The sequence below is a fragment of the Nisaea sp. genome (assembly GCF_039990255.1).
Classification (GTDB): Bacteria; Pseudomonadota; Alphaproteobacteria; order Thalassobaculales; family Thalassobaculaceae; genus Nisaea.
In genome coordinates this window covers 1,626,724-1,646,689 of the sequence record NZ_JBDXGG010000018.1, presented here as the reverse complement: position 1 = coordinate 1,646,689, position 19,966 = coordinate 1,626,724, and the positions used below count along the sequence as shown (strand labels likewise).

Annotated in this window: 18 protein-coding genes; 12 read left to right on the top strand and 6 right to left on the bottom strand. The window is 56.9% G+C overall.

Features of this window, described 5'->3' with window-relative positions; genetic code table 11:
* Positions 1–89: 89 nt before the first annotated feature.
* A complete protein-coding gene (locus ABJ076_RS18125; RefSeq protein WP_348189571.1) occupies positions 90–560 on the bottom strand; it encodes a CopD family protein in 471 nt (156 codons plus the stop codon).
* 36 nt (positions 561–596) lie between these two features.
* Complete coding sequence (locus ABJ076_RS18120) at positions 597–1,055, bottom strand: GNAT family N-acetyltransferase (RefSeq protein ID WP_348189573.1); 459 nt, start codon at positions 1,053–1,055, stop codon at positions 597–599.
* Between the two features lie 150 nt (positions 1,056–1,205).
* Here ABJ076_RS18120 and ABJ076_RS18115 point away from each other — a divergent pair, with 150 nt between their 5' ends.
* Both ABJ076_RS18115 and ABJ076_RS18110 read left to right on the top strand, forming a co-directional pair.
* Positions 1,206–2,138 carry an alpha/beta hydrolase gene (locus tag ABJ076_RS18115; RefSeq protein ID WP_348189575.1) on the top strand — a complete coding sequence of 311 codons (933 nt, stop codon included), beginning with the start codon at positions 1,206–1,208 and terminating at the stop codon, positions 2,136–2,138.
* On the top strand, positions 2,125–3,111 hold the full coding sequence (locus ABJ076_RS18110; RefSeq protein ID WP_348189577.1) for an alpha/beta fold hydrolase: 987 nt from the start codon (positions 2,125–2,127) through the stop codon (positions 3,109–3,111). The genes ABJ076_RS18115 and ABJ076_RS18110 overlap by 14 nt, the downstream gene beginning before the upstream one ends.
* Positions 3,112–3,184: 73 nt before the next feature.
* Here the strand turns inward: ABJ076_RS18110 and ABJ076_RS18105 are convergent, their stop codons facing one another.
* The 3 genes from ABJ076_RS18105 to hemB all read right to left on the bottom strand — a co-directional run bounded on the left by ABJ076_RS18105 (position 3,185) and on the right by hemB (position 6,489).
* Positions 3,185–4,546: a HAMP domain-containing sensor histidine kinase gene (locus ABJ076_RS18105; protein WP_348189579.1), complete on the bottom strand. Its 1,362-nt coding sequence runs from the start codon at positions 4,544–4,546 to the stop codon at positions 3,185–3,187.
* Positions 4,547–4,555: 9 nt separating this feature from the next.
* Positions 4,556–5,341 carry a substrate-binding domain-containing protein gene (locus ABJ076_RS18100; protein ID WP_348189581.1) on the bottom strand — a complete coding sequence of 262 codons (786 nt, stop codon included), beginning with the start codon at positions 5,339–5,341 and terminating at the stop codon, positions 4,556–4,558.
* A 179-nt stretch (positions 5,342–5,520) separates the two neighbouring features.
* Complete coding sequence (gene hemB / locus ABJ076_RS18095; protein ID WP_348189608.1) at positions 5,521–6,489, bottom strand: porphobilinogen synthase; 969 nt, start codon at positions 6,487–6,489, stop codon at positions 5,521–5,523.
* 303 nt (positions 6,490–6,792) lie between these two features.
* On the opposite strand from hemB, the gene ABJ076_RS18090 reads away from it, so the two are divergent.
* The 9 genes from ABJ076_RS18090 to ABJ076_RS18050 all read left to right on the top strand — a co-directional run bounded on the left by ABJ076_RS18090 (position 6,793) and on the right by ABJ076_RS18050 (position 17,972).
* Positions 6,793–7,944, top strand: a complete 1,152-nt coding sequence (locus tag ABJ076_RS18090) for an acyl-CoA dehydrogenase family protein (RefSeq protein WP_348189583.1) — start codon at positions 6,793–6,795, stop codon at positions 7,942–7,944.
* Entirely contained in the window at positions 7,941–9,008 is a 1,068-nt protein-coding gene (locus ABJ076_RS18085; RefSeq protein ID WP_348189584.1) for an enoyl-CoA hydratase/isomerase family protein, read from the top strand. Before ABJ076_RS18090 ends, ABJ076_RS18085 begins: the two co-directional genes overlap by 4 nt.
* A gap of 34 nt (positions 9,009–9,042) precedes the next feature.
* The gene (gene mmsB / locus ABJ076_RS18080; protein ID WP_348189586.1) at positions 9,043–9,924 is read left to right on the top strand and encodes a 3-hydroxyisobutyrate dehydrogenase; all 882 of its coding nucleotides are present in this window, start codon (positions 9,043–9,045) and stop codon (positions 9,922–9,924) included.
* Between the two features lie 82 nt (positions 9,925–10,006).
* Positions 10,007–10,528: a winged helix DNA-binding protein gene (locus ABJ076_RS18075; RefSeq protein ID WP_348189588.1), complete on the top strand. Its 522-nt coding sequence runs from the start codon at positions 10,007–10,009 to the stop codon at positions 10,526–10,528.
* Between the two features lie 183 nt (positions 10,529–10,711).
* The gene (gene proS / locus ABJ076_RS18070) at positions 10,712–12,031 is read left to right on the top strand and encodes a proline--tRNA ligase (protein ID WP_348189590.1); all 1,320 of its coding nucleotides are present in this window, start codon (positions 10,712–10,714) and stop codon (positions 12,029–12,031) included.
* A 27-nt stretch (positions 12,032–12,058) separates the two neighbouring features.
* Positions 12,059–13,303 carry a lipoprotein-releasing ABC transporter permease subunit gene (locus ABJ076_RS18065; protein ID WP_348189592.1) on the top strand — a complete coding sequence of 415 codons (1,245 nt, stop codon included), beginning with the start codon at positions 12,059–12,061 and terminating at the stop codon, positions 13,301–13,303.
* Positions 13,296–14,045 carry an ABC transporter ATP-binding protein gene (locus ABJ076_RS18060; RefSeq protein WP_348189594.1) on the top strand — a complete coding sequence of 250 codons (750 nt, stop codon included), beginning with the start codon at positions 13,296–13,298 and terminating at the stop codon, positions 14,043–14,045. Before ABJ076_RS18065 ends, ABJ076_RS18060 begins: the two co-directional genes overlap by 8 nt.
* Positions 14,046–14,151: 106 nt before the next feature.
* Complete coding sequence (gene dnaE / locus ABJ076_RS18055; protein ID WP_348189596.1) at positions 14,152–17,649, top strand: DNA polymerase III subunit alpha; 3,498 nt, start codon at positions 14,152–14,154, stop codon at positions 17,647–17,649.
* Between the two features lie 14 nt (positions 17,650–17,663).
* Positions 17,664–17,972 carry a hypothetical protein gene (locus tag ABJ076_RS18050; protein WP_348189598.1) on the top strand — a complete coding sequence of 103 codons (309 nt, stop codon included), beginning with the start codon at positions 17,664–17,666 and terminating at the stop codon, positions 17,970–17,972.
* A 30-nt stretch (positions 17,973–18,002) separates the two neighbouring features.
* On the opposite strand, the gene ABJ076_RS18045 is transcribed toward ABJ076_RS18050, so the two are convergent.
* The gene (locus ABJ076_RS18045; RefSeq protein WP_348189600.1) at positions 18,003–18,836 is read right to left on the bottom strand and encodes a LysR family transcriptional regulator; all 834 of its coding nucleotides are present in this window, start codon (positions 18,834–18,836) and stop codon (positions 18,003–18,005) included.
* Between the two features lie 96 nt (positions 18,837–18,932).
* Here ABJ076_RS18045 and ABJ076_RS18040 point away from each other — a divergent pair, with 96 nt between their 5' ends.
* Entirely contained in the window at positions 18,933–19,919 is a 987-nt protein-coding gene (locus ABJ076_RS18040; RefSeq protein ID WP_348189602.1) for an aldo/keto reductase, read from the top strand.
* The last annotated feature ends 47 nt before the right edge of the window (positions 19,920–19,966 follow it).

Here is a 19,966-nt window from a genome sequence, read left to right as displayed (position 1 = left end):
CTGTGTCCTTTATTATTTCGTTACCTGTTCAGCGGGCGAATTTGTAAGGTATTGCAAAGGTCACGGCAAGCGGGGCTACGGCAAGAATGCTATCCCCAATAGCGACCGGTCGCGCCGACGATGATGGTCACCCAACCCAAGCCTAGATTGGTGGCGACGATCATTCGTATCCGGTTGAGCCTTGTTCCCGCCGTTGGGAAATCTTCCGCATCGACCGCACGGCGGAACTTGAGCCATTCGGCAAAATAGAGATGGCCGAACAGGCCCATCATGACGAATCCGGTCAGGTTCATGATGTGGATATGAATCCCGGCACCGGCGAAGCCGCCGAACTCCATGAAGATCATCCAGTAGCCGCTGCCCAGCAACAACACGATTTCGATGATCACATACCGGAAGAAGCGAGCGAAGACGGCACGCCAGAGGCGGAGCCGATCCGGCGCGTGCTCCAACGTACCCATGGAGGGGCGCAGGCAGGTATAGGCGAAGAACATGCCGCCGACCCAGATCACCGCGGAGACGATGTGGATGGCGAGGGCGATAATCATTGTGTAGGGCATAACTCTCTCCTGCTCTCTCTGACGGAGAGCCTTATGTCAGGGTGTTTCGCGCTGATAGAGGATGAAAGGCGTCTTGGTGGCGATCCGGTCATAGGCGGACCGGCCGCGATAATTGAATTCCTGGGTCAGCCAACGGACCATCGCCCAGCCTTTTTCCTGGGCCATTGCATCCATCGCTTCGAATAAGGCTTCGAAGACGCCTTGGCCGCGCGCCTCTGGATCGACGAACAGATCGTCGAGGAAGCCGCATTCGGCTCCAGAGAGTGGACGCGGCATGGCGCGGATATGGGCAAGACCGATGGCCTTGCCGTTAGCGTCCTCGGCGATCAGGCAGTTCAGCACATGGGCCGGATCGTTAAGCCAGCCCCAGAGTGTGCCCGCTATTTCATCTGTCATCTCGACTTTGTAGAAAGCTGCATAGCCGTCATAGAGGCGGCGCCAGTCTGCCTTATGCGGCTCCGCAACCGGAACCACGCGGGGTGTTTCGCGTTCCACTGTTTGGTCTCCCACTGAATTGGTCGCCGGACCTTATCAGTATGGCGAGCGCGGGCAAGTGGGCTGCGCACTTGACGCATCGCCGGTCGGTGGGAAACTGTCGGCGGAAACAGAAAGCCTCATGGGGCGAGACCGGGGACCAGACGAGACATGAGACCAGATCAGGGCAGTTTTCCCTTCACCGACGATCACGGCACCATCTGGCTTGCCTTCACGGACTGGGGCAACCGGAGGCTGTCGCGGACCATGATTTGCGCACACGGGCTGACCCGACAGGGGCGTGATTTCGACGCCCTTGCCCGTGTCGTCGGCAAGGATATCCGATGTATCGAGACGGATGTGGTCGGGCGCGGACGCAGCAACTGGCTGAACAATAAAGACGGCTACAATTTCGACACTTATCTACGCCACGCGGATGCGCTACTGGATTATCGCGGCTTGCAGGAGGTCGAGTGGCTCGGCACCTCAATGGGCGGCATTATCGGTATGCTGTTGGCGTCGCGGGAAGGTTCGCCGATCAAGCGGCTGATCCTGAACGACGTTGGACCATTCATTCCTAAGGCAGCGCTGGAGCGGATCGGAACCTATGTTGCCGATCCTCCTGTTTTCCAGAGTTTGAACGAGGCTGGGGACTATCTGCGCGAGACGCTGGCGGATTTCGGCGATCTTTCTGATGCGGACTGGTCCGAAATGACCCAGCACAGTGTCATCCGGGAGCCGGATGGCACGTACAAGATGCATTACGATCCGGCGATCGGGAGTGCGTTCGAAGGGCCGGTCAATGATGTCGATCTCTGGGCAGTCTATGACATGATCAAATGTCCGACCCTCGTGCTTCGGGGTGCTAATTCCGACTTGCTGCCTCGGCACGTCGCCGAGGAAATGACGGAGCGTGGCCCAAAGGCTGATTTGATTGAGTTCGAGGGTTGCGGCCATGCACCGGCGCTGATGGACGAGGTCCAGATCGGCGCCGTGCATGAGTGGCTCATGCAGTTCGAGCCGATCGAGGATGAGGAAGACACGGATTTAGCTGCCAACGAGCCTGTTAACGAAGCCGATGGGACGCCCAATGACGCTTCCTGACATTCCGTCCTATCCGCCCTTCCAACCGCGCTTCCCGTGGGTCGGCGGGCATCCGCAAACTCTCAGGAGTTTTTTGTTCGGAGGGCGTCCGGACATCCCGTCCGCACGATCCGAGCGGATCTCGTTTCCGTTGGAGGACGGCAGCGGAGACCGCTTGTCCGGCATGCTGGAGCATCCGCCAAAACCGATCCCGGGGGCGCCGCTTGTCGTCATCATTCATGGGCTCACCGGTTGCGAGGACAGTTTTCACGTGCGTGATGCAGCGCGTTATTTCGTCAGCTGCGGACTAACGGCCCTGCGGCTGAACCTGCGTGGTGCGGGACCAAGCCGTCCGGACTGCACGCAGACCTATCATGCGGGGCGTAGCGCGGATCTTGAGATGGTTCTGGATCAGCTGATGGCATTGGACGTGGCGGAAAAGTTCGTGCTGTTCGGCGTCTCGCTCGGCGGCAACATGATGCTGAAATATCTCGGGGAGAAAAGTCGCTCCCATGTTGCTGCTGCGATATCTGTCTCCGCACCAATCGATCTTGCGCGCACGTCGGAGCGGTTTATTCAGCCACGTAACCGGTTTTATCATTCCTGGTTGCTGAAAAACATGAAGCGCCAGGCGCAGGCGACACCGGGCCTTTCGGCGCGAGAGATTTCCGCCATCCGCCATTGCCGAACGACGGTGGAATATGACGAGCGGCATATTGCTGCCCGTAATGGTTTTGACGGTGCCCGGGACTATTATGCAAAATCCTCAGCTAAAGGATTCCTGCCAGGTATTCGTGTGCCGACATTGATCGTGCATGCGCTGAACGATCCCTGGATACCGGGCCAGATCTATCTGGACGTCGACTGGGCTGGAAACCCGGCCCTGACACCATTGCTGCCGTTAGATGGAGGTCACGTCGGGTTTCGCGACAACGATGGTAGCTGGCATTTTCGGATGGCGGAGAGATTTCTGGAAGAGCGTGGAGTTCTCTAAACAGATAGAGCCGCGTTAGCTCTTAACTGGACGATCGCGCCGCAGACCATCAACAAGACCAAGATTGACTTAATCAGCATGCGGTCTGGTTGGATGGCGGAGCGTTGAGATTGGCGCTGTTTTCATTCTGCAAATCGCGCGGAAAGCTGACTGTGACCCGGGTGCCGACACCCGGCTGGCTGTGTATGTCGAAATTGCCGTCGTGTAGTCTTGTCAGAGCTTCGGCAAGCGGCAAACCGAGCCCGGTACCCTGCGCGGCAAGCGATGCATTACGCTCTACCTGCTGGAAGGGCTTCAGCGCGACTTTGATTTCGTTCTCGGTCATGCCGACGCCGGTATCTCTGATGATGAAGGTCAGTCTGTCGTCGAATGTGTATTTGATCTCGCATGTAACCGAACCGCCATCGGGTGTAAACTTGATAGCGTTCGAGAGCAGATTGATCAGAATTTGGCGCACACGAATACGGTCGAGCATGGTCGGTTCCAACTCGGTCTCGGACTGTATCAGACTGATATCCATTTTTTTTCGTGATGCTAGATCGGTCATCAAGCGGATACATTCGCTCGCCAGAGCGACACCACTGGTTGGTGAAAGTATCAGTTTCTGCTGCCCGTTTTCAATCTTGGCCATATCCAAGATCTCGTTGACCAATTCTAGCAGATGCTTTCCGCTCATATTTATGTCGTCGGCATACTCCCTGTACTTCGCGGGCAGGTCGCCGAGATAGCCGCCTGAAATCAGATCCGAGAAACCGATGATCGCATTTAAAGGTGTCCGCAATTCGTGACTCATGTGAGTCAGAAATTCTGATTTTGCGTGACCAGCAGACTCGGCCTGGAAGCGTTGTTCGTTGGCTGTGTTAAGGGCTTTCTGGGTCAGCTTGACCTGCCGCCGCAACGAAAACTCCGTATCTTCCAGAGACCGTGCATACCTCCTTAAGGCACGCAGCGGAACGGACCTCAGGAACACGTAGAACAGGGCGGCAATACCGATGGTGAAGAAGCTGAAGGTCGCAATATCGAGGATGACTTTGTTCAGCGATACACTGATGGTGACGTAGGCAACTGTGCGCCCGCTTTCCATCACTGGTACCGTTGTCTTCAGCGTTGGTCGCAGTGTTTCTGGACCAGCCTGTGCCAGTATGTCTCCATTGATGTCCAGAAGTGTCTGGTGTGTCTCGTCGTCGGGTGTTTCGCGTTCAAGAAACTCCGGCAGACGGTGACCGGCATATTTCCATCGGGCGCCGTTTCTATAGGCATACCGCGCAACGGTGTTGGCCGAAATGGATGCTTTATACTCGGCGACTTCCTTGAGCTTTCGGTAATCCAAAAACGCAAAGACCAATAAAGGGACAAGCGCAATCACGATGGCTAGCACTATGGTCAGCTTTTCGATCAGTGCGATGAGCCGCATCGGATTTGAACTTACAGACATGAAAGGACCTTACTCAGATGGAGTCGCTCCCATTTTGATAATCATTTTTTGCCCTTCCGGCGTTACCATCTGCGCAGCTAATTTGCGTGCCAGAGGTGTCGGTTCTTTTGGCAATACTAGGCAGACCCGAAGAGAAAACGGGTAGCTCTGGTCCGCGACTGCGGCTGCGCTGGGCGCCACGCCGTCTATCGAAACCAGATTTAAATTGAGCTCCTCAGCCTTGATCTGCAGCAGAGTCATGATGGCGAGGGAGCCGGAAATGGTCCGCACAAGTCCGGCATTGATCTGATCGCTCGTTCCTATCGCGGTATCGGGGCGCTTGAAGGCTTTCTTGAATTGTTCTCCCAAGCCAGGAACTTTCGAGGCGAGATAAGGAATCTCAGATCCGCTGCGCGAGCGAAGAATGACTTTCAATTGTGTTCCGTCTTCCCAACTAGGGAGGGTGTCCCCGTAGATTGCGGGCAGATCGGCCAAGTTGAAATTGCCTGGGTTCTGATGTCTTGTTGCAAATACCAGCGGCGTGCGCATGCAGTGGGATTCTTGAAGCCCAATGGACTTTTCGGAATCTTTTAGTTTCCGTGCCGAGAACGAGGCTCCGATTACCCCATCGCGCAAGGCCTTCAGGCCGCCTCCAGAACCCATGCTGGGGAGAACGGTTATACTCTCTTCCGGAGAAACAGTGTGAACCTGGATTGCGAGTTTCTTGGCGATTCCGAGCGCGATGCCCGTGCCGCTTACCTCGATCATGTCAGCTTTGGCGCTTGTCCCTGACATCATGGAAGAAAATGTCAGCATTATTCCCGCAACTAGCAGGAGATTAGATTTACAGCGATGCATGTGTTCTTCGCCCGGCAGTTGGATGCAACCGCATGGCCGGAGTCCGCCCAAGCAGTCTTTTCCTGAACGTTATAGGAGCAAAATGGTTGACGGCTGATTAAGGGAGTAATCCTGTCGATCAAATAAACAGGTACAGCTCAGCCGGTTTTTAGTTTTTCGGCGATCTCAATCGCAAAATAGGTGAGAATTCCGTCGGCGCCGGCGCGTTTGAAGGCTAGCAGGCTTTCCACCATGGCCCGTTCCCGGTCAATCCAGCCATTCAGGCCGGCGGCCGAGATCATCGCGTACTCGCCGCTCACCTGATAGGCATAGGTCGGCATGGAAAAAGTGTCTTTCACCCGGCGTACGATGTCCAGATAGGGCATGCCTGGCTTTACCATGACCATGTCTGCGCCTTCTGCAATGTCGAGAGCGACTTCACGCAGGGCTTCGTCTGTATTAGCCGAGTCCATCTGATAGGTGGATTTGCTGGCCTTGCCGAGGGTGCCGGAAGAGCCGACGGCATCCCTGAAGGGGCCATAGAATGCCGAGGCGTATTTCGCCGAATAAGCCATGATCTGCACATTTTCGAAGCCGTGTGCATCCAACGCTTTGCGGATCGCGCCGATGCGCCCGTCCATCATGTCTGATGGTGCGACGATATCGCTGCCGGCGCGGGCCTGGGACAAAGCCTGACGGCACAGGATCTCGACGCTTTCGTCATTCAGGATACGGTCGTTTTCGAGCACACCGTCATGTCCGTGGCTCGTGTAGGGATCGAGTGCAACGTCGCACATCACGCCGATATCCGGCACCGAAGCCTTGATCGTGCGAACGGCCTCGCACACCAGATTGTCGTCCCGTTCCGAATAACTGCCGGTCTCGTCCTTCAGTTCAGGCTCGGTAAAGGGGAACAGGGCGACCGCCGGAATACCGAGATCGCGGGCCTTGCCTACAATTTCCGGTAGCCGGTCGACGGAATAACGGAACACGCCGGGCATCGAGTCGACTGGCTCTGCCAGACCATGGCCAACACGGACGAAAACAGGCCAGATCAGATCGTCGACCGACAGTCTGTTTTCCGCCACAAGCCGCCGTGACCAGTCGGTCTGCCGGTTCCGGCGCATTCGGATCGATGGATATCCCGGACCGGATTGCAGGGGTGTCTCGTTCGCTGACAGGCGCGGGGTGGATCCGTTCAGGGGCATTTTCTTCGGCCTTGTTCATTAACCAGCAGGCGTTTCTCTCGTAATGGATGGTAAAGCGGAGAGGGGCCAGTGAAAAGGCACCGGTTGTCGCACGCTTGTTAGTCTTTGTTCAGAGGCGGCGCGGAATTGGCGCAAGCATTGAACACTGGAAGGGCGCCGCCTATGATCCGCCGCCCGAACGCGTGCTGTCCAGAATACGCCCGGGCCATGGAGGATTTGTAGATGGATTTCCAGCTGAACGAGGAACAGCGCGCCATTCAGGATATGGCCCGCGCCTTTACGGCAGAGCATTTCACCCCGAACGCGGCGCGCTGGGACGAGGAAGAGATCTTTCCGGTCGAGGAGATACGCAAAGCGGCAGAACTGGGATTGGCTGGAATTTATGTCGGCGAGGAACATGGCGGCTCCAGCCTGACCCGGCTTGATGCGGCGATAGTTTTCGAGGAATTGTCTGCCGGGTGCCCGTCTACTGCTGCCTATATCTCCATCCACAACATGGTCTCATGGATGGTTGACCGATTCGGCTCGGCCGAGGTTCGGGCGCGGTTCTTGCCGAGGCTGACCAGCATGGAGTTGATGTCGAGCTATTGCCTGACCGAACCGGGAGCCGGCTCCGATGCAGCCTCGCTGAAAACGCGTGCGACGCCGCAAGGTAACAGCACATTCCGAATGACAGGGGTAAAAGCCTTCATTTCTGGTGGGCCAACCAGCGATCTTTACGCGGTCATGGCGCGCACCGGCGGCGATGGTGCGGGAGGTGTCTCCTGCCTGTTGGTGGAAGGCGGAACAGATGGGCTCTCCTTTGGCAAGAAGGAGCGCAAGATGGGCTGGCACAGCCAGCACACCTCGATGGTGAATTTTGAGGATTGCCCGGTGCCACGGGACAACCTCATCGGCAATGAGGGGGACGGCTTCAAGATCGCCATGGCTGGGCTTGACGGTGGCCGCGTCAATATCGCCGCTTGTTCCCTCGGCGGCGCCCGCGCGGCGCTCGAGGCGGCCTTGTCCTACGCGGCAGACCGGGCTCAGTTCGGCAAGAAGCTCAATGAATTTCAGGCCATCCAGTTCAAGCTCGCGGATATGGCGACGGAACTGGATGCAGCCAGGCTGATGGTGCATCGGGCGGCAGATAGTCTGGACCGGAAATCCCCGGATGCGACCAAGCACTGCGCCATGGCGAAACGTTTGGCGACAGACCTCTGTTCGCGGATCTGTAACGAGGCGCTGCAGGTTCACGGTGGATACGGTTATCTTGGTGACTTCCCGCTCGAACGGCTGGTCCGCGACCTGCGTGTTCACCAGATACTTGAAGGTACTAACGAAATCATGCGCGTGATCATCGCGCGCAAACTCCTTACGGAATGGAATCAATGACCGACGACGTTCGTTTTGAAGTACAAGGCGCAATTGGCTGCATCACCCTGGATCGCCAACGTGCCCTGAATTCACTGACGCTGGAAATGATTCGAGCGATGCAGGTCCAGCTCGATGCATGGGCAGAAGACCCGAATATCGGAGCTGTCCTGATCGAAGGTGCCGGTGAAAAATCCTTCTGTGCCGGTGGAGATGTCGTCAGCGTACGCCGCTCGCGCCTGGAAGAAGGCGAGACTGGTAAGCCTACCAAGCTGATGCTGGATTTCTTCGGCGAAGAATATCGCCTGAACAGGTCTATCGCCGACTATCCAAAGCCATATATCGCACTGCTTGACGGCGTCACAATGGGTGGCGGTGTTGGCATTTCGGTACATGGCAGCTTCCGCATTGCAACCGAACGGACACTCTTCGCCATGCCGGAAACCGGTATCGGCCTGTTCCCGGACGTTGGGGGCGGCTGGTTCCTGCCGCGGTGCCCGGGTGAACTCGGGACCTATCTTGCGCTCACCGGCGCGCCGGTGAAGGCGGCGGACTGTCTCTATATCGAGGCCGCAACGCATTTCGTACCCAGCGACAGGTTACAGGCGTTGCGGGCGGAGCTGCTGTCACTTGATCTCAAGCAAGATGCGGCCGGCCGCATCTCGGTTTTGCTGTCGGAGCACTCAGTTTCAGGTGGTGATGCCACATTGTCGGAGCATCGCTCTATAATTGACAGCGCATTTGCCCATGACCGGATCGAGGATATCCTCGGAGCTCTAAGAGCGGCCGGTGGGAGTTTCTGCGACGAGACTGCTGCGATGCTAGAACATCGCTCTCCGACCAGTCTCAAAGTGACGCTGGAGATGGTGCGCCGGGGCGCCCGCTGTGCCAGCCTTGCCGAAGATCTGGCGATGGAATTTACCATGGTTCAGAGCTTCATGATCGCCGGCGATTTTTTCGAGGGCGTGCGCGCGCTTCTGGTTGACAAGGATCGGGCGCCGAAATGGTCGCCACCGACCCTGGATGCGGTTACCCCTGAAGCGGTCGCAGCTTATTTCTCGCCTGCTGGCAAGATCGGGCTCTGACTGCAAAAAACAATAAGGACGAGGGAGCTAATACATGACGACCATCGCATTCATCGGTCTTGGGAACATGGGCCTGCCGATGGCCAAGAATTTGCTCGGTGCGGGCCACGCTGTGCGTGGCTTTGATCTCTCTGCGGAGAGCCTGGAAACACTTATGGCCGCTGGCGGCACAGCTGCGGCAAGCGCCGCAGAAGCCGTGAGCGGTGCTGAAGTTGTGGTCACCATGTTGCCGGCGGGAAAGCATGTCCGCGTCGTCTATGAGGAGAGCGTGTTCCCTAACGCTGCCGAGGGGACATTCTTCATTGATTGTTCAACCATCGACGTTGATACCTCTCGGGCTGTGGCGGCAGATGCGGCGGCCAAAGGCTTTCTCATGCTGGATGCGCCGGTTTCTGGCGGAACCGGCGGTGCTGAAGCCGGCACGCTGACCTTCATGGTCGGCGGCGACGATGCGGCGTTCGAGCGTGCCAGCCCGTTCCTCGATATCATGGGCGCGACGATTGTCCATGCGGGAGGCACAGGCAGTGGTCAGGCGGCGAAGATCTGCAACAACATGGTTCTCGGCATTTCGATGATCGCTGTATCTGAAGCGTTCGCCCTTGCTGACAAGCTCGGTCTTGATCGTCAGAAACTTTTCGATATCAGCTCGAAGTCTTCCGGACAGTGTTGGGCGATGACCAGTTATTGCCCTGTTCCGGGCCCGGTCCCGACCTCTCCAGCGAATCGGGAATACCTACCTGGCTTCAGCGCAGCCATGATGCTGAAGGATCTCGACCTCGCACAACAGGCGGCGGAATCTGCCAAAGCCATAACCCCGATGGGGAAAAAGGCCGCGGAATTCTACGGAAACTTCGTGTCAGAGGGGAATGGCAATCTTGATTTCTCCGCTGTCTTCAAGAAGCTTTGCGGCAATTAGGTTGCGTATTACGTCTTTTTGACGCTACAAGAAACTGAACTATTGTGTCGAATTCATACCTAATATTGGAGTTCGGAAGCTTATGTCGGGCGTGACGACACCGGACCATAATTCAGCGGACCCTTCCGCGATCAAAAACGAGTACCTCGAAGCGATCAAGCTGATCGAACGTCTTCATCGGCAGTTTCTTGAAGTCGTGAAGATGGAGCTTGACCGGAAGGGGATCGAAGACATCAACAACATCCAAGCCCTGATATTGTTCAATATCGGGGACGAGGAACTGACGGTTGGGGAGCTGACGAACCGGGGATACTATCTCGGCTCGAACGTATCCTACAATGTCCGCAAAATGGTTGAGAATGGCTATCTCGCTCAGGAGAGATCCGCACATGATCGCCGTTCGATCAGAGTGAAGCTCTCCGATAAGGGGTTGGAACTCTGCGGCTTTGTTACTGAAATGTTTGATCGCCATGCGGCCGCTCTTGGGGAAACCGGCGGGAGCCCCGAACGGTTGACCGAGTCGAGTACGGTTTACCGTGAGCTCGAGCGCTTCTGGATGGGACTTCTCAATTTTGGAATCAGAGGTGGTATGCCACCGAGCTGATGCCGGAGCAGTCCAGGCATTCCGGTAATGCCGGAAAAACCAATGAACACGCGGCCGGCTTTCCGGCCGCGTTTTCGTTTGGACAGCCGAAAGGCCTTTCCATAGAGTGTCGCGGCGCTTTACTGACCTGTTGAGCAGCCCGGTGGCTGTCAGGGACAAGACTTCCAGACCACAGAGGATTCCATGCGTCTTTCCGCTTACTTTCTGCCCACGCTGCGCGAAAATCCGAAGGAGGCGCAGATCGTCTCCCATCGCCTGATGCTGCGCGCGGGGATGATCCAGCAGTCCAGCGCCGGGATCTATTCCTGGCTTCCGCTTGGCTACAAGGTTTTGCGCAAGATCGAGCAAATCGTTCGTGAGGAACAGGACGCGGCTGGGGCGCAGGAAGTCCTAATGCCTACCATTCAATCGGCCGATCTCTGGCGCGAAAGCGGCCGGTACGACGATTATGGCAAGGAAATGCTGCGGATTGAGGACCGCCATGGGCGAGATATGCTCTACGGTCCCACCAACGAGGAACTGATAACCGATATTTTCCGGACGCATGTGCGCAGCTACAAGGCGCTGCCGCTCATGCTCTATCACATCCAGTGGAAGTTCCGGGACGAGGTGCGGCCACGGTTTGGCGTGATGCGCGGCCGTGAGTTCCTGATGAAGGACAATTACTCGTTCGACACGACCTATGAAGGAGCTGTCGACTCCTACAACAAGATGTTCGTCGCCTACTTGAAGACCTATGCCCGCATGGGGCTGAGTGCGATCCCCATGAAGGCCGATACGGGTCCGATCGGTGGCGATCTTTCCCACGAATTCATTGTCCTCGCCGATACCGGTGAGAGCGGCGTGTTCTACGATCAGGCTTGGGAGGATCAGGACTTCGCCAACATGACCGTGAATTATGCGGACATGGACGAGGTAAACAACATCGTCGAGCGCTATACGTCACTCTATGCAGCGACCGACGAGAAGCACGTTCCGGGCGAGGCGCCGGTGCCGGATGAAAACCTGAAAGAACGCCGGGGTATCGAGGTCGGCCAGATCTTCTATTTTGGTACCAAGTATTCGGAGCCTTTAGGGGCGACGGTTTCGGCGCCGGAAGGCGGAGATGTGCCGGTGCATATGGGCTCTTACGGCGTCGGGGTATCACGTCTTGTCGGTGCGATCATCGAGGCGAGCCATGACGACAAAGGCATCATCTGGCCCGAGCAGGTCGCTCCCTTCACAGTTGGCATCGCAAACCTTAAAACCGATGATGAGGGATGCACTGCGGTCTGTGAAGACCTATATGCCAAGCTATTGGCAGCCGGTATCGAGACATTGATCGACGATCGGGACGAGCGTCCCGGAGCGAAAATGGCAAATCTCGATCTTATTGGTGTGCCGTGGCAGATCCTTGTCGGACCGCGTGGGCTGAAGTCCGGTGTGGTTGAGGTGAAGAACCGCATGAGCGGTGACGTCGAGGAATTGACACCGGAAGCAGTTCTGAACAGGTTCGCTTCCTGATTGGGGTCCGGCTCTAAGGGGTTCTTAATGTTCGGCATATTCGAGCGCATGGTCGCCATGCGGTATCTGCGCTCCCGCCGCCAGGAAGGCTTTATCTCTGTTATCGCGGGATTCTCTCTGCTTGGTATTGGCCTTGGGGTGGCGACGCTAATCATCGTCATGTCGGTGATGAATGGCTTCCGGGCGGAACTGATCGGCCGCATCCTCGGGTTGAACGGCCATATGTCGGTTTACAGCAAGGGAGCGCCGATCCAGGGGTTCGACGATCTCGCGGTCAGGATTGGCGAAATTCCGGGTGTGCTGACGGTTACGCCGCAGCTTGAAGGCCAGGTCATGGCCATGGCCAACGGCATCGCGTCGGGCGCTTTGGTGCGTGGGCTACGCGCCAGTGCGCTGCTCAGCAGACAGATTGTGCCCGACAATATTGTTGCCGGCTCGATGGAGGAATTCAGCGGCAAGAGCGGTGTGATCATCGGAGCCCGGCTGGCCAGCCGTCTTCGGGTCGGGGTCGGGGACAAGATCACGCTGATTTCACCCAGCACGACGACAACTGTGATCGGTAGTGTGCCGAGGATGCGGGCTTTTACGGTCGCGGCGCTCTTCAATGTTGGCATGTATGAATACGACAACACTTTTATCTATATGCCGCTGAAAGCCGCGCAGACCTTTTTCAAGAGTGGCGATGCCGTCAATGCTGTCGAGGTGATGGTGAACGACCCGCAGGAGGTCGAAGTGACACGCGTGCCGCTCCGCAAGGTGATTGGCGCGGATAACTATTCGCGTGACTGGAAACAGCAGAATTCCAGCTTTTTCAATGCGCTGGAAGTTGAGCGGAACGTCATGTTTCTGATCCTGACACTGATTATCCTGGTCGCCGCCTTCAACATTATCTCTTCCATGATTATGTTGGTGAAAGACAAGGGGCGGGACATCGCCATTCTCCGGACCATGGGCGCGTCGAAGGGCATGGTGATGCGCATTTTCTTTATGTCCGGTGCCAGCATCGGTGTGATCGGAACGATAGGCGGAACCATCCTCGGACTGGTGTTCTGCGAGAACATCGAAACCATACGTCAAGCTTTGCAAAGCTTGACGGGAACCGAACTATTCTCTGCGGAAATCTACTTCCTGTCGAAGCTGCCGGCGGAAGTCGATGCGCTCGAGGTGATCACGGTGGTTTCCATGGCTCTGTTTCTCTCGTTCGCCGCGACCATCTATCCCGCCTGGCGGGCATCTCGTCTCGATCCGGTTGAGGCGCTTCGCTATGAGTGATGTTGGGCAGAACGGGCAAAAAATGTCCGATATCGAACGCATTGCGCGGGGTGGATCGATAAGCGACGCCGTTCTCGAATTGCGCGGTGTCTCCCGAAGCTTCAAGGAAGCAGGGGGAACGCTGACGGTTCTGCACGATATCGATCTCAGCCTCAAGGCCGGCGAAGTGACGGCGCTCGTCGGTCCGTCCGGTGCGGGTAAGTCGACATTGCTGCATATCGCCGGTTTACTGGAGCCGCCGAGTTCCGGCGACGTGATTTTCCAGGGCGAGTATTGCAGTCAGGCAAGTGAGGCAGAGCGCACGCGTATCCGGCGTGACGGTATAGGCTTCGTCTATCAGTTCCATCACTTGCTGCCTGAATTCTCGGCGCTTGAGAATGTGATGATGCCGCAGCTGATCACGGGCCTTACGAAGAGCGAAGCGCGCGAGCGAGCGCGGCAATTACTTGAACTGGTCGGTTTGGAAAATCGCGAAACCCACCGTCCCGCGAAACTGTCCGGCGGTGAGCAGCAGCGTGTCGCTATTGTTCGTTCCATCGCGAATGTACCGGCTGTGCTGCTGGCTGACGAGCCGACGGGGAATCTCGATCCACATACTGCAGACGAGGTCTTCAAGCAGCTCCGCCGGATCATATCGGCAACGGGAATCGCTGCCTTGATCGCTACGCACAACCTCGAGATCGCTCGCTCCATGGACCGGATCGTGGAATTGCGAGACGGCACGCTGAAATCAATTAAGTAAATAAAATCATTTATTTATGGATGGATGACAGGTGTTCGCCTGTTGTTCATGCTGACGCTCCCGCAGTGCTGTGAAACAATCTCGCACTTGCTGTTAAGAGGGCCGTATGTCTCACGCTGATTTTGTCCATCTCCGCGTTCATTCCGCCTATTCGCTCGCTGAAGGTGCGATCAAGGGCAAGGAGCTGGTTTCGCTGGCCACAAAGAATGCGATGCCAGCGGTAGCGATGACGGATAGCGGCAACCTGTTCGGGGCACTTGAATTCGCGGTGACTGCCTCAGGTGCTGGCGTGCAGCCTATCGTTGGTGGGCAGCTTGCCGTTCGCAGGCCTGACACCGAGCCGCGCAGCGGCCTGAAAGTCGTTGGCGGCACGGCGCACACGCCGAATCAGACCGATCAGATCGTGCTGATTGCTCAGACCGACGCCGGTTATCGAAATCTAATGGATCTTGTCAGCCGGTCCTTCACCATGACCGATCCGGGCGAGTCCCCCCAGATACCGTTTGAGGATCTCGAAGGTCGGAGCGACGGGTTGATTGTGCTGACCGGCGGTCCCGAGGGGAAAGTCGGGCGGTTGTTGCTGGATAATCGCGCGGAAGAGGCGGAAACAGCTCTGCTGGATCTGAAAGCGCTGTTTGGTGACCGGCTGTATGTCGAAATCCAGCGCCATTTCATCGATTCCGAGAGACGCACGGAAGCTGCTTTTCTCGATCTTGCCTACAAGCACGACATCCCGCTCGTAGCGACCAACGAGTGCATGTTCGCGACCGAAGCAATGTACGAGGCGCATGATGCGCTGCTCTGTATTGCCGGGCGTACCGTGATCGGCAATCCGAACCGCCGCCGTGCGACTCCGCACCACCGATTCAAGAGTGCCGAGGAGATGCGTGAGCTTTTCTCCGATCTGCCGGAGGCCGTTGATAACACGCTGGTCATTGCCCGGCGTTGCAGCTTCATGCCGGAAAAACTGGCGCCGATTCTACCGCCTTTCGAAACGGTCGGAGGCCGCAACGAGGCAGAGGAGCTGAAAGCACAGTCTGAAGCGGGCTTGAAGAAGCGGCTGGAAAACCACGTCTTTACTGAAGGCATGGACGAAGTTGCCCGCTCGGAAGCAGCCAAGCCTTACCATGAGCGGCTTGAGTTTGAGCTCGGCATCATCGAGCAGATGGGCTTTCCGGGCTACTTCCTGATCGTTGCTGATTTCATCCGATGGGCCAAGGACCGAACCATACCAGTCGGGCCGGGCCGTGGTTCAGGTGCCGGCTCGCTGGTGGCGTATTCGCTGGATATTACCGACCTTGATCCGTTGCGCTGGGGATTGCTGTTCGAACGTTTCCTTAATCCGGAACGTGTCTCGATGCCTGACTTCGATATCGATTTTTGTCAGGACCGCCGTGGCGAGGTTATCGATTATGTGCAGCAGCGTTATGGTCGGGACAAAGTCGCCCAGATCATCACCTTCGGTAAACTGCAGGCCCGCGCTGCCTTGCGCGATGTCGGACGTGTGCTGGAGATGCCGTATGGCCAGGTCGACAGGATCTGCAAACTGGTTCCGAACAACCCTGCGAACCCGGTAACCCTTGCCGAGGCGCTGGATGTCGAACCGGAACTCCGCCGTCAGCAGAAAGAGGACGAAGAGGTTGGCGAGCTGATCAGGATTAGCCTGCAGCTTGAAGGGTTGTACCGGAACGCGTCCACCCACGCCGCCGGTGTTGTGATCGGCGACCGGCCACTGCATGAGCTCGTTGCGCTCTATCAGGATCCGAACTCGGACATGCCGGCGACCCAGTTCAACATGAAATGGGTTGAGCAGGCCGGGCTGGTGAAGTTTGACTTCCTCGGTCTTAAAACCCTCTCGGTACTGCAAAATGCGGTAGACCTGCTTAAACGGAGAGATATTGATTTGGATCTCTCTACGGTCCCGCTTGATGATCGTCCGACCTACGAGATGCTGGGACGGGCGGAGTCGACCGGCGTGTTCCAGCTTGAAAGTACGGGCATGCGGGACGTGCTGCGCCGGATGAAGCCTGACCGTTTCGAGGATATTATCGCGCTCGTTGCCCTATATCGCCCGGGCCCGATGGCGAACATTCCGAAATACATCGCCTGCAAGCACGGTGAAGAAGAGCCGGATTACATGCACCCGGTGCTGGAGCCGGTGCTGAAGGAAACCTTCGGCATCATGATCTACCAGGAACAGGTGCAGCAGGCCGCCCAGCGGCTATCCGGTTACACGCTTGGCGGCGCCGACCTTCTGCGCCGTGCGATGGGTAAGAAGATCAAGGAAGAGATGGACGCCCAGCGCGAGACCTTCGTGAACGGCGCTGTCGAGCAGAAAGTTGCGGCTGAGAAAGCGTCTGAAATTTTCGACCAGATCGCTGCTTTCGCCGGTTACGGTTTCAACAAGAGCCACGCGGCCGCTTATGCGCTGGTCGCGTATCATACGGCCTATTTGAAGGCGAACTACCCGGTCGAGTTCCTGGCTGCGTCGATGACCTACGACATGAACAATACCGACAAGTTGAATGTCTTTCGGCAGGAGATCCAGCGCCTCGGTATCGAATTGCTCGGACCGGACATCAACAAATCCTTCGTCGATTTTGTGCCGGAGGTGGGGCCGGACGGTGCGCTTGCGATCCGCTATGCGCTGACAGCCATCAAGAATGTCGGTGAAGGCGCTATGGAAGCGCTGATCAAGGAGCGTACGGAGAACGGCGCCTACAAGTCGATCAACGAATTTGCCAGCCGTATTGATGGTTCCGTCGTCAACAAGCGGCTGATGGAAAATCTTGTCCGCGCCGGCGGGTTCGACTGTATGACGCTAAACCGGGGTCAGCTGTTCGAGAGTGTTGAGAAAATCATGCGGCACGCCAACGCGGCGGCGGCGGAACGCAGCTCCGATCAGGTCAGCATGTTCGGCGGCCCGTCAGGAGAAGCAGAGCCTGATATAGCGCTGGCAGACCGGCTCGACTGGCCGGCGATGGAGAGGTTGAAGGAAGAGTTCGACGCGATCGGTTTCTATCTCTCGGCGCACCCGCTCGATGCTTACGGCGCATCTCTGGAACGACTCGGCGTGGTCCGGTCGGACCAGATTGTCGCTACCGTAAAGGCAAAAGGTAATTCGGCCCGGATCGTCATTGCCGGTATCGTCGTCGGCTCCCGTGTCCGCACCTCGAGCCGGGGCAACCGCTATGCCTTCGTCCAGCTCACCGATCAGGCGGGCGTCACGGAAGTCACGGTCTTTTCCGAGGTTCTGGCAGTCAATCGCGACTTGCTGGAGGCAGGCCAGTCATTGCTGGTTAAAGCCGATGCAAAGATCGAGGACGAAGGCATCCGCCTTACCGTCTCCCGCATCGAGGCATTGGACAAGGCGGTTTCCGGTACGGCGGCGGGCCTCAAGATCTATCTGCGCGACAAGGACCCGATTCCGCATATCTGCGAGATGATCTCCAAGGAGAAGCCGGGACGCGGCAAGGTCAAACTGGTGGTCGACACGGATGACGAGGAGGTCGAAGTGGCGCTCGCCAGAACCTATACGATTTCCCCGAATTTCCGGGCGGCAATCAAATCTCTCCCAGGCATCGTTGATGCCCGGGATATCTGAACTGGAGCTACATCATGTTTGATGCGCTGGTTCAGAAAATATTTTTTCTGATGGGTGGCGTTGCGGTGACCTTTTGCGCCGGGTACGGGCTCTATTCGCTTTGGGAAGAAAACACTATGTCGGGGCGCTGTTTTTCGGCGGAACGCAGGATTGAGCAGCACAAATTCGGGATCGATCTACAGAATTTGATGAATCTTGCGGATCAGCAGGCCAACAGGAAGCGAACTGTTGAGCTGTGTTCCGTCGGGGATGGGGCTTGTTTTTCGGGATATGCGCATGATTTGCAGGCATTCTGCAATTCAGCGACCTCAGGCGGCGGCTGATCGTTTTTCATTCCCGTTACTCTTGCCTCGTCACACATCCGCGCCGGAGCGCATGTGTAATTTCTTCAGAAGTTCCGCGATCCGTTCGATCGTGACGCGTACTTCCGGGATAAATCGTTCCTCGTTATGCGTGACCAGCCATTGATCATGGGCAAGTTCGAGAATCGGCGCGGTCACGCGTACCAGATCGCTTTCCTGATCGCCAATGAAGGTCGGAAGCACGGCACGGCAGATACCGGTTTTTGCCATGTCGAGGGCATTCCGGGGGGCGGTAACCTCAATGCACTCAGCGTCTTCCACTGACTGATTCAGCCAGAGCGCCGATGGTGTGTTTCCAATGACCTTTGCCCAGGGCTTGACGTGCTTGCTTGCTGCATATCCGGCGAATTGAACCCGTCCTACCTTGCGGCATGCCAGTCCAATCTGCTCCGGCCGGCGATTTCGAATTCCGATCATGGCCTCGCGATGACCGATATCGAGGATATGCTCGTCCGAGATGAAGCGGAGTTGTGTTCGGTCGTTCCCATCCATTATGGCCGCTATGTCTTGCATCAGCGCCAGTGTCATCCAGGTTCCGGCCGATATCTTGACCAGCGTCTTTCGGTCTTTTTCCGCAGATGTCGCCAGAGGCGCTATTTTCGCCTCGACATCCTTGATCTGCTCCAGGAACAGCGTTCCGTCTTCGGTCAACTCGTAACCTCTCGCATGCCGTCGAAACAGCTCTCGCCCAAGCACGATTTCAAGATGAAGCATCCGTCGGCCCAGGGTCGGGGCGCTCTTTCCGGTGGCATGCGAGGCCGCTGCGAGACCGCCATGCTGCGCGACGGCAAGGAATAGCCGGAGATCGTCCCAATCAAATTTCATTTCATTCATGAAACGTAAGTTACATTACGTTCCATAGAAGATGCAAAATTCACATCGCATAGTGCGGTTCCCTGCATCGATAAAGGAACCAGACACATGGATTTAATCGGAACAGAGATTCCTCGGATGGGATTGGGGTGTTGGCCTATTGGCGGGCCATTCTATGCCGGTGATCAGGCGCTCGGATATTCAAACGTCGATACAGTCGAGTCGTTCCGGGTGATCGACGCGGCATGGGATGGGGGCATTAGGTTATTCGATACCGCGAACGTCTATGGCGCCGGGCATGCTGAATATCTGCTAGGGCAGGCGCTTGAGGGACGTGCGGATGCCATGATCTCCAGCAAGATCGGAATGAGTTTCGATGAACGGACAAAGCAAATCGGCGATGAGGAGACCGACCCAAGCGGGGTAATGCCGGCTATTGAGAACTCTCTACGTCGTCTGCGGCGAGATCGGATTGATGTTCTGTTCTTGCATTTGAACGATCTGCCGGTGAAAGCCGCCGAACCATTGTTTGAGGAAATGGACAAAGCCCGGGCACAAGGAAAAGTGCGCTCGTTCGGATGGAGCACGGATTTCCCGAAGAGTGTAGACGCAATGGCCGGGATAGACGGGTTTTCTGCCGTCCAGCATGTCATGAACGTATTTTTCGATGCGCCCTCTATGCGGAAAGCGGTGGAGCGTAACAGGCTGGTGGGGTTTGTGCGCTCGCCGCTCGCCATGGGCATTCTGACCGGTAAATATAAAGCCGATTTCAAGGTTCCGGCGGATGATATTCGCGCGATGAATTCAACCGTACGTGACTATTTTCAAGATGGCCGGCCCGGGGCGAAATATCTTGCGAGCCTTGCCGCGGTCCATGAGCTTTTGACCCAGGGAGGCCGAACTCTTGCGCAGGGAAGCCTCTGCTGGCTGATGGCAAAATCGGAGCTGCATATCCCGATCCCGGGCGCTCGCACCGTCGCTCAGGTCGAGGACAATATCGGGGCGCTCGAACACGGAGCGTTGCCGCATAACGTCATGGAGGAGATCGAAGCCTGGCTCGCGCGCGAGCCAGAAGGGGCGCCACGTTCCCGCTAGCTGAACCTGTTGGCACGAGGGCGTATAAAGAGATCTGGAGGGGTCGG